Source organism: Pseudomonas sp. LB3P81, from assembly GCF_054897965.1.
In genome coordinates this window covers 222,054-237,873 of the sequence record NZ_JBUBVG010000001.1, presented here as the reverse complement: position 1 = coordinate 237,873, position 15,820 = coordinate 222,054, and the positions used below count along the sequence as shown (strand labels likewise).

The window sequence follows — 15,820 nt, the reverse complement described above, 5'->3', positions numbered from 1 at the left end:
CACTCCGGGAGGCATCTTTCCATGCCCGATTACGACTGGAACATCCCTTTACCCCTGCATTTCGGCCATGCCGAAAATCAGCAGTTGAGTCTGGCCAGAGCCTTGCCGGACGAGCCCCAGCGTCCAGTCTTCGAAGCCTTTATCCAACAACGATTCCGCAAGGCCCACGGAGCCGACATCCGTCATTTCATGCCGGAACTGTTTGGCATGAGCAATGCGGCCGGTGAACTCTGCGCGGTGGCCGGTGTGCGTCTGGCGAACGGCGGGCAGTTGTTTCTGGAGCGTTACCTGGATGAACCGATTGATCCATTGATCCGCGCTGCGGCCGACCGCCCCGTGGACCGGGCCGGCATCGTCGAAGTTGGCAACCTGGCCGCCAGCGACACCGGCAGTGCGCGAATGAGCATCATCGCCATCACCTACCTGCTGGCCATGGGCGGCCTGGAATGGGTGGCGTTCACCGGCAACATCGGGCTGGTGAACAGCTTTCATCGCCTGGGTTTGAAACCGGTGACCCTGTGTGCAGCCGATCCGGCGCGGCTCGGCGACGACCGCCACAGCTGGGGCAGCTACTACGAGAGCAAGCCGTGGGTTCACGTCGGCAACATCCGCGCCGGTTTCGTCCATCTGCGAAACATCGGGATGTTCAACCGCCTGGGTTTGCCGTCGTCCATTGAGGAATCCAGCCATGTCGCCTGAAATAGAGCGTTTTAAACAGACTTTGCGCAGCCATGCCGAACGCAAGAGCAATGCCATCGCTCTGTGGGGCGATCAGTTGAAACTCGACTACGCCACGCTTTACGCCGAAGTCACCTATCGCCAGCAACGCCTGCGCGATGAAAACGTCAACGTGGTTGCACTGGCGCTGGACAATGGCGTTGAAGCCATGCTCTGGGACCTGGCCACGCTGTTCGAAGGCCTGACCTGCCTGACGTTGCCACCCTTTTTCAGCCCTGCGCAACGCCGCCATTGCCTGGAGCAAAGCCAGGCCGAACTGGTGATCGCCGAGCCGGAACAGGAAGGCGAACTGCAAAACGCAGGCTATGAGAAGACCGGTGAATTCTGGCGCCGCCGCTTCAGCGGTCCGAACCGGCTGCCCGAAGGCACCGCCAAACTGACGTTTACCTCCGGCACGACGGGCACACCAAAAGGCGTGTGCCTGAGCGCCGAGAGCTTTTTGCGCGTCGCCCGCGAGCTGGATCAGGCCAGCAAATCCACCCACCCTCAGCATCACCTGGCCTTGCTGCCCCTGGCCATCTTGCTGGAGAACCTCGGTTGCTATGCCGCGCTGTACGCCGGCGCAACCTTAAGCCTGCCCAGCCAGAAAACCCTGGGCATCCAGGGCGCCAGCGGTGTTGATGTGCCACGCCTGCTCGGCTGCCTGGCCAGCCGAGTACCGGAAAGCCTGATCCTGGTGCCGCAATTGCTATTAATGCTGGTCAGCGCCGCCGAGCAAAAAGCGTTCAATCCCTATGCGTTACGTTTTGTCGCGGTGGGTGGCGCACGGGTTTCCGAGGAATTGCTGCATCGTGCGCAAAGAGTCGGCCTCCCGGTTTACGAAGGTTACGGGCTGTCGGAGTGCGCGTCGGTGGTGTGCCTCAATCGACCAGACGCACATCGCCCCGGCAGCGTCGGCCAGCCCTTGCCCCATGTGCACATTCGTCTGGCCGATGACGGCGAGGTGCTGATCAAGGGTTCGACGCTGCTCGGTTATCTGGGTGAAGCACCGCACGCTGAGGAATGGTGGCCCAGCGGCGATCTCGGCGAATTCGATCCCGAGGGTTTCCTTTACCTCAAGGGGCGCAAGAAACATCAATTCGTCACCAGTTTCGGCCGCAACGTGAACCCTGAATGGGTCGAGGCCGAATTGACCCAGGGTCATTACATCGCGCAGGCCTTCGTCTACGGCGAAGCCATGCCGCGCAACCATGCCCTGCTCTGGCCGCATCGCCCGGATTGCACCGACGAAGAAATTGCCGTCGCCGTCGCCCAGGCTAACGAAGCCTTGCCCGATTACGCACAGGTCCATCACTGGACCCGCCTCGATCAACCGTTCACCCCCGCCAACGGCCTGCTGACCGCCAATGGACGTCCACGCCGTGACGCCATCGTCGAACGTTATCGGGCGCAACTGACTGAATCCGCACTTTCCGAGGAATCCGCATCATGAGTTTTTTCGACACCCTGCAAGAAGCTACCCAGCAAGAACGACACGAACTGTTCAACCTTCCGATCATTCGCGACGCCCTGGAGGGCAAGGTCAGTCTGGACAGCTACCGGGCTTTCCTGGCGCAAGCCTATTACCACGTGCGCCACACCGTGCCTTTGTTGATGGCCTGCGGCGCGCGTCTGCCGCAGCGTCTGGAATGGCTGCGTGAAGCCGTGTGCGAATACATCGAGGAAGAATACGGCCACGAAAAATGGATCCTCAACGATATTGAAGCCTGCGGCGGCGACAAGGATTCGGTGCGCGACGGTCGCCCGTCCCTGCCCATTGAGCTGATGGTCAGCTACCTCTACGACCTGATAGCGCGGGACAACCCGGTCGGACTGTTCGGCATGGTCAACGTGCTCGAAGGCACCAGCATCGCCCTTGCCACCCACGCGGCCGGCAGCATTCGCGAGCGCCTGGAACTACCGGAGAGCGCCTTCAGCTACCTCAGTTCTCATGGTTCTCTGGATATCGAGCACATGCAAACCTACCGCCGACTGATGAACACGCTCGACGACCCGGCCGACCAGGCCGCAGTGATTCATGCCTCCAGGGTCGTGTACAAACTTTACGCCGACATGTTCCGCGGCTTGCCGCGCGACGGGGAGAATCCGCATGCGCCTGTCTGACGCTCGCGTGGTATTGACCGGTGCCAGCGGTGGCATTGGCCTGGCAATCGCGACCGCCTTGTGTGCCAACGGTGCGCGGGTACTGGCGGTGTGTCGACATCGGGAACCGCTGGAGCCATTGCTCAAACGTTATCCGCAACACCTTTTCTGGGCCGGCGCGGACCTGACCATAGTGGCCGACCGGCGCGAAGTGCTGGCCGCGGCCGGGGCCATTGGCGGGATCAACCTGCTGATCAACGCCGCCGGAATCAATCACTTCGCCATGCTCGAACAGCTGGATGACGGCGACATCAACGCGATGCTGGCGGTGAACATCAGCGCGCCGATCTGCCTGACCAGAACCTTGCTGCCGTTACTCAAGCAAGCCGAGAGCGCGATGGTGGTCAATGTCGGCTCTACGTATGGCTCCATCGGCTACCCCGGTTACGCCAGTTATTGCGCCACCAAGTTTGCCTTGCGCGGTTTTTCCGAAGCGTTGCGCCGGGAACTGGCGGATACCCGCGTCGGTGTTCTGTACGTTGCCCCGCGCGCGACTCGCACAAGCATGAACAGCCCGGCGGCGCAGGCCTTGAATGACGCGCTCAAGTCCAATGTCGACGACCCGCAAACCGTCGCCACGGCCGTGATCCACGCCATTGCCGGCGACCGCCGCGACTTGTACCTGGGCTGGCAGGAGCGCTTTTTCGTGCGCTTGAACAGCCTGCTGCCGAATCTGGTGGACAGGGGGTTGCGCAAGCAATTGCCGTTGATCCGTCACCTGAGTCAAAAGCCCGACAACGAGAACCTCAAGCCATGAAAAAACTCACCGTTTGCCTGCTGCTCGCCGCCCTGAGCCAAAGCGTCTGGGCGCTGGACACTGCTGACCAGCAACGCCTGACAGGCATCCAGCAAAGCTGGGCACACATTCAATACGAACTGCCGGCAGATCAACGCACCGACGCGTTTGAAAAACTCGCCGCGCAGGCTGCGGCGTTTACGCGGGAACGCCAATCAGTTGCCGAAGCCTGGATCTGGTCCGGCATCGTCACCAGCAGTTGGGCCGGCGCTCAGGGCGGGCTGGGTGCGTTGAGCAAGGTCAAGGACGCGAAGGTCGATCTGGAAAAAGCCATGGCCCTGGACCCCAAAGCCCTGCAAGGCTCGGCCTACACCAGCCTTGGCGCCCTGTACGACCGCGTTCCCGGCTGGCCCATCGGTTTTGGCGACTCGGACCAAGCCGAGCTGTTACTCAAACAGGCCTTGCAACTCAACCCGAACGGCATCGATAGTCTGTACTTCTGGGGTGACCACCTCTACCGTCAAAAGCGTTACGGTGAAGCCCGGACAGCGCTGCAAAAAGCCCTGCAGGCCGCGCCACGGCCGGGCCGGGTGCTCGCCGATGCCGGACGTCGCAAGGAAATCGAAGCGTTGCTGGTGGACGTGAACAAGAAACTCGACTGACGGGAGTCCATGTGCGCTTATTACTGATAGAGGATGACGTTGCACTTGGCGAAGGCATCCATCAGGCGCTGGGCCGCGAAGGCTACACCGTCGACTGGTTGCAGGACGGCAGCAGCGCGTTGCACTCGCTGCTCAGCGAAACCTTTGACCTGGCGGTGCTCGACCTCGGCCTGCCACGCATGGACGGGCTCGAAGTGCTGCGGCGCTTGCGCGACAGCGGCTCCAACCTGCCCGTGCTGATCCTCACCGCGCGGGATGCCACCGAGGATCGCATCGCCGGGCTCGATGCCGGCGCGGACGATTACCTGATCAAGCCCTTTGATCTGGCAGAACTCAAGGCGCGGCTGCGGGCCTTGTTGCGGCGCAGCGCCGGCCGCGCCCAGGTGCTGATCGAACACGCCGGCATCAGCCTCAACCCCGGCACTCAGCAAGTCAGCTATCAGGGTGAACCGGTGGCGCTGACACCCAAGGAGTATCAACTGCTCCATGAATTGCTCTCGCCACCGGGCCGGGTCATGACCCGCGATCATCTGATGCAGCTGCTGTACGGCTGGAACGAAGAAGCCGAGAGCAACACCCTGGAAGTGCACATCCATCACCTGCGCAAGAAATTCTCCACCGACCTGATTCGCACCATTCGCGGTGTCGGTTATCTGGTGGAGGAGCGTCGATGACGTCGATCCGTCGCCGCACGCTGACGTTGATTATCGGCCTGATGCTGGCCGGTCTGGCCGTGATCAGCGCGTTCAACCTGCACGACAGCAATCATGAAATCGCCGAAGTCTACGATGCGCACCTCGCGCAAAACGCCCGTTTACTGCAGGGTGTGATGCGCATGCCGTTGGCGAGCAAGGAACACACCGAGCTGTACCAAGCGTTCAACCAGGCCTTGAGCGAAGCGGTGCCGAGGGTCGACGGCCACCCGTATGAAAGCAAACTGGCATTTCAGGTCTGGAATCAGCAGGGCGAAGTGCTGGTGCACACCGCCAGCGCCCCCTCCTTCACCGCGCCCCCGTCGAAACCCGGGTTCAGTGATGTCGTGGACCTGAACAACCGCCACTGGCGCGCCTTCCTGCTCGAAGACAAACAGAACCACCTGCGCATCTGGGTCGGCGAGCGGGACGACGTGCGTTCAGACCTGGTAGGCCGGATCGTGCGGCACACCTTGTGGCCCAATATTCTGGGCAGCCTGATTCTGGCGGCAATGGTCTGGCTGGCCATCGGCTGGGGCCTCAAGCCGCTGGCGAATATGGCAGCGACATTACGGGCGCGGCACAGCGGCTCACTTGAACCGCTGCAATTGAACCCGTTGCCCAGCGAACTGGAACCGATGCAAGCAGCGCTCAACCGCATGCTCGCGCAGATTCAGGAAGTTCTCGGTCGCGAGCGCCGCTTCATTGCCGACGCGGCTCATGAAATGCGCACTCCCCTGGCGGTGTTGCGGGTACATGCGCAAAACCTGCTGGAGGCCGGCACCGAACAGGAACGTCGCGAATCACTGGAGTTCCTGATCGCCGGCGTCGACCGTGCCAGCCGTCTGGTGAATCAATTGCTGACCATGGCCCGTCTCGAGCCCAAAGCCGTGGCGCCAGTGCTGCATAGCATCGACCTGACCGCAACCGTACGCGACAGTCTGGTTCAACTGACGCCGTGGCTGTTGAGTAAAAACCTTGAGCTGGCCTTCGACGTCAACGATCAGCACTTACCCGTGGTGGCCGACGCCGCCGCCATCGACATTGCCCTGAACAACCTGATCACCAATGCCGCGAATTTTTCACCTGTGCAAGGTGTTATCACCGTGCAACTGAACCAGGCCGACGGGTTCTACAACCTCAGCGTTGAAGACCAGGGGCCCGGCATCGATGAAGCGGATCGCGGGCGATTGTTCGAACGTTTTTACAGCCGCGGCAATGCTCAAGGCGCCGGGTTGGGGCTGACGATCGTCAACACCATTGCCACTCGGTTGGGTGGCCGAATCACACTGGTCAATCGCCCGGAAGGCGGGTTGCGTGCCACCCTGTCGATTCCGGATAAGTCTTTGTAGGAGCGAGCTTGCTCGCGATGGACGTTAACGATAACGCGGGGCACCTGACTAAACGCGGCGTTCTGGCGTCCATCGCGAGCAAGCTCGCTCCTACAAGGGATCGATGCCTGACAATAACTGTTGTTCGCGCTCACACAATTCCACCACGTAATCCCACAACACCCGCAGCCGCACGGATTTGTGCAGCTCGCGGCGGGTGCTGATCCAGTAGCTGCGCTGGATGCTTTCATCCGGCAACAGCGGCACCAGCTCCGGATCGGCACTGGCCATGTAGCACGGCAGCACCGCGATCCCCAGACCCGAGCGCGCCGCCTGTTGCTGGGCGATGACGCTGGTGCTGTGGAAGACCACCTGGGGGTTGCGGCAGAAGCTGTTGAGGAACATCAGTTCCTGGCTGAACAGCAAATCGTCTACGTAACCGATCCAGGCATGGCGACCGAGGTCTTCGCGGCTGCGCAACGGTGGCGACCTGTCGAGATAAGCCTGGCTGGCATACAGCGCCAGTCGATAGTCGGTGAGTTTGCGCGTGACCAGCATGTCGGCGGACGGGCGCTCCAGATGGATGCTGATCTCGGCTTCGCGGTTGAGAATGCTCACAAACCGCGGCACCGCCACCAGTTCCACTTCCAGCCCCGGATAGCGTTCGAACAGCCCGTTCATGCGGCAGGCGAGGAACATGATGCCCAGCCCTTCCGTCACGCCGACGCGAATCTTGCCCAGCGGCGCAGTCGATTGGGTGATCTCCTCCTGAGCCAGCAACGCCACGTTTTCCATCGCCTCGGCGTGTTTGAGCAGCGCTTCGCCGGCCGGAGTCATTTCGTAGCCCTGGGCGTGCTGGACGAACAGCGCCGTGCCAAGACTCTTTTCGATGGCCTCGATGTGCCGGGCCACCGTGGCGTGGGTGGTGTTCAAACGGCGGGCAGCGGTGAGCAAACGCCCGCTGCGTTGCAATTCGAGAAAAAACCGCAGGTCATTCCAATCGAACATGAACCGTCCTTAGGGCTACGCTGTTTAAAAACGCACAGCGGCTGCGCAAAAACTAACATTCTTTTAACGAAAGCTAACAACTAGGATGACCGACAACAAGAACAACAATACGAGGTCAGGGATGCAGACTTCCCTTGATGAATTCGACTACATCGTGGTCGGGGCCGGGCCGGCCGGGTGTTTGCTGGCCAATCGCTTGTCGGCCAATCCGCAACACCGGGTGCTGCTGCTTGAAGCTGGCGGCCGCGATAACTACGCGTGGATTCACATCCCCGTGGGTTACCTGTTCTGCATCGGCAACCCACGCACCGACTGGTGCTTCAAGACCGAAGCGCAACCCGGCCTGCAAGGTCGTGCGCTGAGTTACCCGCGCGGCAAGGTCCTCGGCGGCTGTTCCTCGATCAACGGCATGATCTACATGCGCGGCCAGGCCATTGACTACGATGGCTGGACCGCCGACGGCAATCCCGGCTGGAGCTGGAACGACGTTCTGCCGCTGTTCAAGAAAAGCGAAAATCACTTTGCCGGCGACTCAGAGTTTCACGGTTCCGCCGGCGAATGGCGGATCGAGCGTCAGCGCCTTTCATGGCCAATTCTCGACGCATTCCGCAGTGCTGCCGAGCAAAGCGGCATCGCCAGCATCGACGACTTCAACCAGGGCGACAACGAAGGTTGTGGCTACTTCCAGGTCAATCAGAAGGCCGGCATTCGCTGGAATGCGGCCAAGGCGTTTCTCAAACCGGTCCGTCACCGCCCCAATCTCACCGTACTGACTGACGTAGAAGTTGACCGCGTCCTGCTGGAAAACGGCCGCGCATCGGCGGTCAGCACGCGCTGGCAGGGCGAGGCGAAAACCTTCAAGGCGCGCAAGGAAATCATCCTCTGCGCTGGCGCGGTCGGTTCACCAACCATCCTGCAACGCTCCGGCATCGGCCCTCGCCCGCTGCTGGAAAAACTGGGGATCGGCGTGGTCCTTGAGCTGCCCGGCGTGGGCGGCAATCTGCAGGATCACCTGCAACTGCGGCTGATCTACAAACTGGAAAACGCCCGGACCCTGAACCAGATCGCCGGCAGTGTCTGGGGCAAGATGGGCATGGGGCTGCGTTATCTGTATGACCGCAGTGGGCCCTTGTCGATGGCGCCGAGTCAGCTCGGTGCGTTTGCCCGGTCGGGGCCGGAACAAACCTCGGCTAACCTTGAATACCACGTGCAACCCTTGTCGCTGGAGCGCTTCGGCGAGCCGTTGCACGCCTTCCCCGCCTTCACCGCATCGGTCTGCGATTTGCGCCCGCAAAGCCGTGGTCGAATCGACATTCGTTCGGCGGATCCGCAGGAAGCACCGTTGATTCAACCCAATTACTTGAGCCACCCGGAAGACTTGCGCGTCGCGGCCGATGCCATCCGCCTGACCCGACGCATCGTTTCCGCCCCCGCCCTGCAAGCCTTTAAACCGGTGGAATACCTGCCCGGTGACCGCTTGCAGAGCGAAGAAGAACTGCACGAAGCCGCCGCCCGCATCGGCACGACGATTTTCCATCCGGTCGGCACCTGCCGCATGGGCAGCGACGCCGACGCGGTGGTCGATGCGCAACTCAAGGTCCATGGCATCCCGGGCCTGCGCATCGCCGATGCTTCGATCATGCCGCGCATCACCTCGGGCAACACCTGTTCGCCTACGCTGATGATTGCCGAGAAAGCCGCGCAACTGATTCTTGACCCCAACACAAGGAGTATCACCCCACCAATGGAACTGGCTTCGAACGTCTGAATGCCGCACGCAGTCAATGTAGGAGCTGGCGAAGCCTGCGATCTTTTGGCGCCCTTGAGTGCGCCAGAGAATCAAGGTCAAAAGATCGCAGCCTGCGGCAGCTCCTACAGGGATCGGGTAAATCAGCAAGATCGATGCAGGTAGCGTCGAATTGACAGTAGCGGCACCCGCCCACAAGGCAGGCGCCGACAGTGGAACAACAAAAACAATCACTGTGAGGGATACCGATATGTCAGAACATGTACAGCAGCTGGAAATCACACTCAGCGTCGACACGAGCCGCGATACCCGCAAAGTCATTTTCGCGTCGTCACTCGGGACGGTGTTCGAGTGGTACGACTTCTTCCTCTACGGCGCCCTCGCGGCGGTCATCAGCAAACAGTTTTTCGCCGGGGTCAACGACACCACCGCGTTCATCTTTGCGCTGATGGCGTTCGCCGCCGGTTTCATCGTGCGACCCTTCGGCGCGCTGGTGTTCGGTCGGTTGGGGGACATGATCGGGCGCAAATACACCTTCCTCGCGACCATAGTTCTCATGGGTGTGGCGACGTTCTGCGTCGGGCTGCTGCCGACCTACGCCAGCATCGGCATCGCCGCGCCGATCATTCTGGTGGTGCTGCGCATGCTTCAGGGCCTGGCCCTGGGCGGTGAATACGGCGGGGCTGCGACCTATGTCGCGGAACACGCGCCCATCGGAAAACGCGGTTTCCACACCAGCTGGATTCAATCCACTGCCACCCTCGGACTATTGCTGTCGTTGTTGGTGGTGCTCGGCTGCCGCTACTTCACTGGCGACCAGTTCGAAGTCTGGGGCTGGCGGATTCCGTTTCTGTTTTCGATCGTGCTGCTGGGCATCTCGACCTGGATTCGCCTGAGCCTGCACGAATCACCCGCGTTCGTGAAAATGAAAGAGGAAGGCAAACTCTGCAAGTCGCCGCTGCGTGATTCCTTCGGCAAATGGGAAAACCTCAAAGTCGTGCTGATCGCGCTGTTCAGCATCAACGCCGGACAAGCGGTGACATTTTATGCGGCGCAGTTTTATGTGCTGTTCTTCCTCACCCAGTTCCTGAAAATGGACCCGGCACTGGCCAACAGCCTGTTGATCGTCAGCGTGATCATTGGCGCGCCGTTTTTCATTTTCTTTGGCTGGCTGTCAGACAAGGTCGGGCGCAAACCGGTGTTGATGGTCGGCCTGTTGCTGGCCACCGCGCTGTACTTCCCGATCTTCAAGACCCTGGCCCATTACGCCAACCCGGCCATTGACCAGGCCAGCCGTCAGGCACCGATCACCGTACTGGCCGACCCGGCCACCTGTACCTTCCAGTTCGACCCGGTGGGCAAGGCGAAATTTGACAGCCCGTGCGACAAGGTCAAAACCTTCCTGGTGAAACAGGGCTTGCCTTACAACAGTGAAGCGGCCCCGGCCGGCAGCGGCGTGCAGGTCAGCGTCGGCGAGGTGAAAATCGATGGCTACGATGAAGCGGCCCTGCGTGGCGCGGTGACTCTGGCCGGGTATCCGTCACAGGCTGACACTCAGCTGATCAACAAGCCGATGATCGTGGCGCTGATCGTGGCGCTGATCATTATTTCCGCCATGTGCTACGGCCCGTTGGCGGCGCTGATGGTCGAACTGTTTCCGACGCGCATCCGCTATACCTCGATGTCCCTGCCTTATCACATCGGTAACGGGTGGTTCGGCGGGTTCCTGCCGACGGTGTCGTTTGCGTTGGTGGTCTATACCGGGGACATCTTTTATGGGCTGTGGTACCCGGTGGTGATTACTGCGGTGAGTCTCGTGGTGGGGATGATCTGTTTGCGTGAGACCAAGAATGTGGATCTGGATACCAACTGAGGGCTGTTTGGTGGTCGAACGATTGGGGGCATATCCGTTATTTCGGTGATGGCGACTGGCGGTTTCGCCCTGACGGCGAGTCACTTTCGAAAAGCGCGAAAGTAACCAAAGCGCTTCTGCCCCTTTCGTTCGGCGCCTCGCCTAGGCTCGGCATGCCCTCGCTCCGGTCCTGCTCCGTGGGCCCGCCGCGATCGGCCATCCATGGCCGTGCGCGGCTAACCCGGCATCCATGCCGGGTTGCCCACTGCGCAGAACCTCCACTCGGCCTCTCGAGGGGGCGTGCACCGCAAGATCAAAAGCTGCAGGCGAGCTAACGCTCGACCTGATGAGTGGTGAAAAGCGACAGCCGTACGCTGATCCACTGTGGGAGCGGGCTTGCTCGCGAAGGGGCCGTGTCAGTCGACATCAAGGGCGGATGCCAAACCGCATTCGCGAGCAAGCCCACTCCCACAGGGTTCCGGGTACATCCGCGAGACTGGTTTCTAAAGTGAACAGAGTTACCGCAAACGCAGGTCGTTTTAGTTACTCTGACCTGAAGCACCCATCGCCCCGCCACTCACCCGACCGAGGCACCATGATCATTTCTTCCGCATCCGACTACCGCGAGGCAGCCCGTCGCAAGCTCCCCCGTTTCCTGTTTGATTACATCGACGGGGGCGCTTATGCAGAGCACACGCTGAGGGCCAACAGCGCCGACCTGACGGGCATCAGCCTGCGTCAGCGCATTCTGAAAAACGTCGAAACCCTGAGCCTTGAAACCACCCTATTCGACCAGCCCCTCGCAATGCCGATCATCCTCGCACCGGTCGGCCTGACGGGCATGTTCGCCCGCCGTGGTGAAGTGCAGGCGGTCAAAGCCGCACAAAACAAAGGCATCCCCCTGTGCCTGTCGACAGTCTCGGTGTGCTCGATCGAGGAAGTAGCGACCCAAAGCCAACAATCCATCTGGTTTCAGCTGTATGTGCTGAAAGACAGAGGCTTCATGAAAAATGCCCTGGAGCGGGCCAAGGCCGCCGGGGTGAAAAACCTGGTGTTCACCGTCGACATGCCCACACCCGGCGCCCGCTACCGGGATGCGCACTCGGGCATGTCCGGACCTTTTGCATCTTCACGACGAATGTTGCAGGCCATGACCCGACCCGATTGGGCCTTCAACGTCGGCGTCATGGGGCGCCCGCACGACCTCGGCAACATCTCGAAGTACCTCGGCAAAGCCGTCACGCTCGAAGACTACATGGGCTGGCTGGCCAACAACTTCGACCCTTCGATCAGCTGGAGCGATCTGGAGTGGATTCGTGATTTCTGGCAAGGCCCGATGATTATCAAAGGCATTCTCGATCCTCAGGATGCCCGGGACGCGGTCAGCTTTGGCGCGGACGGCATCGTGGTGTCAAACCACGGCGGAAGACAGCTGGACGGCGTGCTCTCCACCACGAAGGCATTACCGCCGATCATGCAAGAGGTGGGCAATGACCTGACGGTGCTGGTCGACTCGGGGATCCGCTCGGGGCTCGATGTCGTGCGGATGCTCGCGCTGGGCGCGAAAGGCGTCTTGCTGGGGCGGTCCATGGCGTATGCGCTGGCCGCCGACGGTCAACGCGGGGTAGAAAACATGCTGGATATTTTCGCCAAAGAGATGCGCGTGGCGATGACGTTGACCGGGGTGACTTCGATTGGTCAGATCGATGAAACCACCTTGGTGCAGGCGGTTCATGAGCTGAAAGCCTGAACAGAAGAACGCCCTGTCACTGCAGGGCGTTTTCAATCACTCGACGTCTTTGAGAAGCTCGAACGTGACTTGATCGGGATAAAACGCCACATATTTTCTAATCTGCTCTACCGACACTTTGGGGTCTTCATAGCTCCATACCGCATTGGCACCCTCATGCCCCGGGATCTGCAGGCTGAAATAGCTCGCGTCGCCCTTGTAAGGGCAATAGGTCGTGTGATCGGTGCGGGCAAAAAACTGCTCGGCGATGTCCTCCCGCGGGACGTAATACACCGGAGGGTAATTGGCCTCCAACAGCACCAGCGCGCGCGTGGACGCGGCCACCTGAATACCGTGGAACTTCACCAGCAGGCAGCCGGGCTGCTCGGCGATGGTGATGACAGGACTGGGACCGGAGCTTTTCATGAAATGCGTTCCTCGGGACGGTGATAAACCAGTGGGAGCGTGCGATGCGGCGATCCGACTTGCCCACGATGGGGCGCGCAGCGGCCCCAAAACTTGAGAACACAACTCTGTCATGTATAACCCAGATTTCGTCATTACGAAGTCTTCACAGCCGAACGGGACCCTGACGGTTATCCGTCTGTAGCCCGGCTCACCGCCTCCACTCTTCAAGTCATCGCCTATTAGACCAACGGCTCAACTGCGCCGAAACATCGTCTACGATCAATAGCACCGTTGACATCCCTGCTTCGCAGTCAGGTCGTCGTGGCGTGGGGGTTCGAGTCTCAGAAACTTGAGGGTCACCAACATGCCGGCCAGTCGATTCTCCCTCGATCAAACGCTCATCACCCTCGATGCACGCCCGGATCGCCTCGATCTGCGTGATCGCCTGTTTACTCCACGCATTCAATCGTTACCGCCCTCCTGGCCCGCCGACAAGGACATCGCCACCGAACTCTCGGGGTATCTCGCCAGAGACATGGTGCTGTTTCAGGGCAGCGAAGGCGCGTGCACCGGGTTCGGGTTGGCGGCGGTGGTCAACTTTCTGCTGTGGCGACGCGACCGCGCGTCCACCAAGACCAGCCCGCGCCAGCTCTATCATCTGGCCAAGCTTTATGACGAATGGCCGGGCGAAGATTACTCGGGATCGAGTTGCCGGGGCGCGTTGAAGGGCTGGCACAAACATGGCGTCTGCGCGCAGGAATTGTGGCCCTACACCGTCAAGCCCGATGGTTCGGTGCCGGCGTTCGAAGCACCCGCCGAGAATTGGGCCGTCGATGCCGTGACCCGGCCGCTGGGGATTTACTACCGCGTCGAAAAGGACGATGTCACCGCGATGATGGCGGCGCTGTATGAAGCCGGTGCGCTTTACGTGTCGGCCAATGTGCATCAGGGCTGGGCGCTGATGCGGCCCAAAGGTAAAAAAAGCCCGGTGGCGGCGTTCGAAAGCATGTCGCAACTGCCCGTGATCAAGTGGTCGGCACACAATCAGGGCGGTCATGCCTTTTCCTTGATCGGCTACACCAGCCAGGGCTTCATCGTGCAGAACTCCTGGTCGACCGACTGGGGATTTTCGGGCTTCGCCATCCTGACGTTCGAAGACTGGCTGGCCAACGGCACCGACGCCTGGACCGTCGCCCTCGGCGTACCGATCGAACACGGCGGGCTCTCCCAAAACTCGCGCCCCTCACGCGCCAGAGCCGATGTGCAATCACCGTTTCGCAACGCCCTGTCGCATTCCATTGCCAAGCGTGAGGGCTTTTCGTTGTTCACCGCCAGCACCCGCGATTCAGAACGCAAAGGGCCTGCGCTGCTGACCAAGGATCAGGCGTACGGCCTGACCATCGTCATGGAAAACAACGGCAGCATCGGCCCCCGGCTGACCGACGTGGAGAACGTTCGGGCGGGGGTCAAACGGATCGTCTACGAAGCGCCTCGCGCCTGGTACGACAAACTGCCCGCGGCCAGCAAACCCGCGGTGCTACGCATCGCCATCGTGGCCCATGGCGGTCTGAATTCCGAACAGGATTCCATCAACCGGATTTGCGCGATGGCGCCCTACTTCCTCGAAAACGGTATCTATCCACTGTTCGTGACCTGGCGCACCGGAGTGCTTGAAACACTGGCGGACATTATCCAGGACACCCTGCCGGGCGTGTTCGAGGCCGGCGGCATCAGCGACGTTTTGAAGCTGATAAAGGACAAAACCCTAGAAGGCCTTGATCGCACGGTCGAGCTGGCGACCAAAAAACTCGGCGGCGATCAGTGGAGCCAGATGAAGCAGAACGCCGAAGCCGCGGCCGTGGCGGGTTTCACCCCACGAGGGCTGGTGGAAATGGCAGACAACCTGAAAAAACTGGTCGACGACCTGGGCCCGAAAGAAGTCGAGCTGCATCTGATCGGTCATTCAGCCGGCTCGTTGATCAACGGCCACTTGATCCGACTGCTGTGGGCCCGAAAGTTGCCGACCGAGACATCGACGCTGATGGCCCCGGCGTGCACCCTCGACTTCGCCAACCAGACCTACCGCAAAGTCATGGAAGACGGCGGGCTCAAGCGCAAGGACTTCCACATTCACCTGATGTCCGACCAGCGCGAACAGACGGATAACGTCATTGGCGCGTACCACAAATCGCTGCTCTACCTGGTTTCCCGGGCTTATGAGGAACTGCAACGCATGCCGCTGCTGGGCATGGCCAGAGCCCTCGACGGGAGCTGCCAGGACTTCAGCGATCCCGATCTGGCGCTATGGAACATTGCCGCCCGGAACATGACCGAACAATGGAACAGCTTTTACTGGGGCAACAACATTCCGAGCGGTTTCGCCACAACCGGTCGCGGACTGCCGGACGCGCTCGCGCAAACCCTGCACATTTTCAACGAGCCGAAGATGAATTACGGCGCGGGCGTCAAGGCGGACACGTCCCACGGCGGGTTCGACAATGACATCAACGTCATCACCAGCATTTTTCTGACCATACTTCGACTCGCGCCGGGCTCGAAACTCGCGCAGCCGGTGGTCAACCTGAACTACTGAACACCATGCCCTTGTAGGAGCGAGCTTGCTCGCGATGGACTCAAGAGCGGCGCGTTCATTCAGAAAATACGCGCCATCGTTCACGTCCATCGCGAGCAGGCTCGCTCCTACAAGGGCGGGCGCGGCTCATTGCAATGATCGGAAATGCACAAACTGTACATCCATACAGATAAAGATTGCTC

General features: G+C 60.7%; 13 protein-coding genes. 11 read left to right on the top strand and 2 right to left on the bottom strand.

Features of this window, described 5'->3' with window-relative positions; genetic code table 11:
* Window positions 1–21: 21 nt before the first annotated feature.
* From ACYZTL_RS01205 to ACYZTL_RS01175, 7 genes are read left to right on the top strand one after another with little or no spacing between them, the layout of a single operon-like run.
* On the top strand, window positions 22–699 hold the full coding sequence (locus ACYZTL_RS01205) for a thermostable hemolysin (protein ID WP_461950210.1): 678 nt from the start codon (window positions 22–24) through the stop codon (window positions 697–699).
* Window positions 689–2,170, top strand: coding sequence for an AMP-binding protein (locus ACYZTL_RS01200; protein WP_461950209.1), 1,482 nt, complete (start codon window positions 689–691; stop codon window positions 2,168–2,170). Before ACYZTL_RS01205 ends, ACYZTL_RS01200 begins: the two co-directional genes overlap by 11 nt.
* Window positions 2,167–2,841: a TenA family transcriptional regulator gene (locus tag ACYZTL_RS01195; RefSeq protein ID WP_461950208.1), complete on the top strand. Its 675-nt coding sequence runs from the start codon at window positions 2,167–2,169 to the stop codon at window positions 2,839–2,841. The genes ACYZTL_RS01200 and ACYZTL_RS01195 overlap by 4 nt, the downstream gene beginning before the upstream one ends.
* Window positions 2,828–3,637, top strand: coding sequence for an SDR family oxidoreductase (locus tag ACYZTL_RS01190; protein ID WP_461950207.1), 810 nt, complete (start codon window positions 2,828–2,830; stop codon window positions 3,635–3,637). The genes ACYZTL_RS01195 and ACYZTL_RS01190 overlap by 14 nt, the downstream gene beginning before the upstream one ends.
* Window positions 3,634–4,278: a tetratricopeptide repeat protein gene (locus ACYZTL_RS01185; protein ID WP_461950206.1), complete on the top strand. Its 645-nt coding sequence runs from the start codon at window positions 3,634–3,636 to the stop codon at window positions 4,276–4,278. The genes ACYZTL_RS01190 and ACYZTL_RS01185 overlap by 4 nt, the downstream gene beginning before the upstream one ends.
* An 11-nt stretch (window positions 4,279–4,289) precedes the next feature.
* Window positions 4,290–4,952 (top strand): response regulator, encoded by a 663-nt coding sequence (locus ACYZTL_RS01180; RefSeq protein WP_461950205.1) that lies wholly within the window; start codon window positions 4,290–4,292, stop codon window positions 4,950–4,952.
* Window positions 4,949–6,322, top strand: a complete 1,374-nt coding sequence (locus ACYZTL_RS01175) for an ATP-binding protein (RefSeq protein ID WP_461950204.1) — start codon at window positions 4,949–4,951, stop codon at window positions 6,320–6,322. The genes ACYZTL_RS01180 and ACYZTL_RS01175 overlap by 4 nt, the downstream gene beginning before the upstream one ends.
* Window positions 6,323–6,412: 90 nt before the next feature.
* On the opposite strand, the gene ACYZTL_RS01170 is transcribed toward ACYZTL_RS01175, so the two are convergent.
* A complete protein-coding gene (locus ACYZTL_RS01170; RefSeq protein WP_461950203.1) occupies window positions 6,413–7,309 on the bottom strand; it encodes a LysR family transcriptional regulator in 897 nt (298 codons plus the stop codon).
* A 121-nt stretch (window positions 7,310–7,430) separates the two neighbouring features.
* On the opposite strand from ACYZTL_RS01170, the gene ACYZTL_RS01165 reads away from it, so the two are divergent.
* The 3 genes from ACYZTL_RS01165 to lldD all read left to right on the top strand — a co-directional run bounded on the left by ACYZTL_RS01165 (window position 7,431) and on the right by lldD (window position 12,658).
* Complete coding sequence (locus ACYZTL_RS01165) at window positions 7,431–9,077, top strand: GMC family oxidoreductase (protein WP_461950202.1); 1,647 nt, start codon at window positions 7,431–7,433, stop codon at window positions 9,075–9,077.
* Between the two features lie 229 nt (window positions 9,078–9,306).
* Complete coding sequence (locus ACYZTL_RS01160) at window positions 9,307–10,929, top strand: MFS transporter (RefSeq protein WP_461950201.1); 1,623 nt, start codon at window positions 9,307–9,309, stop codon at window positions 10,927–10,929.
* A 574-nt stretch (window positions 10,930–11,503) separates the two neighbouring features.
* Window positions 11,504–12,658 (top strand): FMN-dependent L-lactate dehydrogenase LldD, encoded by a 1,155-nt coding sequence (gene lldD, locus ACYZTL_RS01155; RefSeq protein WP_461950200.1) that lies wholly within the window; start codon window positions 11,504–11,506, stop codon window positions 12,656–12,658.
* 36 nt (window positions 12,659–12,694) lie between these two features.
* Here the strand turns inward: lldD and ACYZTL_RS01150 are convergent, their stop codons facing one another.
* Window positions 12,695–13,063 carry a DUF427 domain-containing protein gene (locus ACYZTL_RS01150; RefSeq protein ID WP_461950199.1) on the bottom strand — a complete coding sequence of 123 codons (369 nt, stop codon included), beginning with the start codon at window positions 13,061–13,063 and terminating at the stop codon, window positions 12,695–12,697.
* Between the two features lie 346 nt (window positions 13,064–13,409).
* Here ACYZTL_RS01150 and ACYZTL_RS01145 point away from each other — a divergent pair, with 346 nt between their 5' ends.
* Window positions 13,410–15,638, top strand: a complete 2,229-nt coding sequence (locus ACYZTL_RS01145; protein WP_461950198.1) for a C1 family peptidase — start codon at window positions 13,410–13,412, stop codon at window positions 15,636–15,638.
* The last annotated feature ends 182 nt before the right edge of the window (window positions 15,639–15,820 follow it).

What these genes read in the sequence shown, in the direction of transcription:
- ACYZTL_RS01205 (WP_461950210.1), top strand. Translation starts at nt 22, where the DNA reads ATGCCCGATTACGACTGGAACATCCCTTTACCCCTGCATTTCGGCCAT.
- ACYZTL_RS01200 (WP_461950209.1), top strand. Translation starts at nt 689, where the DNA reads ATGTCGCCTGAAATAGAGCGTTTTAAACAGACTTTGCGCAGCCATGCC.
- ACYZTL_RS01195 (WP_461950208.1), top strand. Translation starts at nt 2,167, where the DNA reads ATGAGTTTTTTCGACACCCTGCAAGAAGCTACCCAGCAAGAACGACAC.
- ACYZTL_RS01190 (WP_461950207.1), top strand. Translation starts at nt 2,828, where the DNA reads ATGCGCCTGTCTGACGCTCGCGTGGTATTGACCGGTGCCAGCGGTGGC.
- ACYZTL_RS01185 (WP_461950206.1), top strand. Translation starts at nt 3,634, where the DNA reads ATGAAAAAACTCACCGTTTGCCTGCTGCTCGCCGCCCTGAGCCAAAGC.
- ACYZTL_RS01175 (WP_461950204.1), top strand. Translation starts at nt 4,949, where the DNA reads ATGACGTCGATCCGTCGCCGCACGCTGACGTTGATTATCGGCCTGATG.
- ACYZTL_RS01170 (WP_461950203.1), bottom strand. Translation starts at nt 7,309, where the DNA reads ATGTTCGATTGGAATGACCTGCGGTTTTTTCTCGAATTGCAACGCAGC.
- ACYZTL_RS01165 (WP_461950202.1), top strand. Translation starts at nt 7,431, where the DNA reads ATGCAGACTTCCCTTGATGAATTCGACTACATCGTGGTCGGGGCCGGG.
- ACYZTL_RS01160 (WP_461950201.1), top strand. Translation starts at nt 9,307, where the DNA reads ATGTCAGAACATGTACAGCAGCTGGAAATCACACTCAGCGTCGACACG.
- lldD (WP_461950200.1), top strand. Translation starts at nt 11,504, where the DNA reads ATGATCATTTCTTCCGCATCCGACTACCGCGAGGCAGCCCGTCGCAAG.
- ACYZTL_RS01150 (WP_461950199.1), bottom strand. Translation starts at nt 13,063, where the DNA reads ATGAAAAGCTCCGGTCCCAGTCCTGTCATCACCATCGCCGAGCAGCCC.
- ACYZTL_RS01145 (WP_461950198.1), top strand. Translation starts at nt 13,410, where the DNA reads ATGCCGGCCAGTCGATTCTCCCTCGATCAAACGCTCATCACCCTCGAT.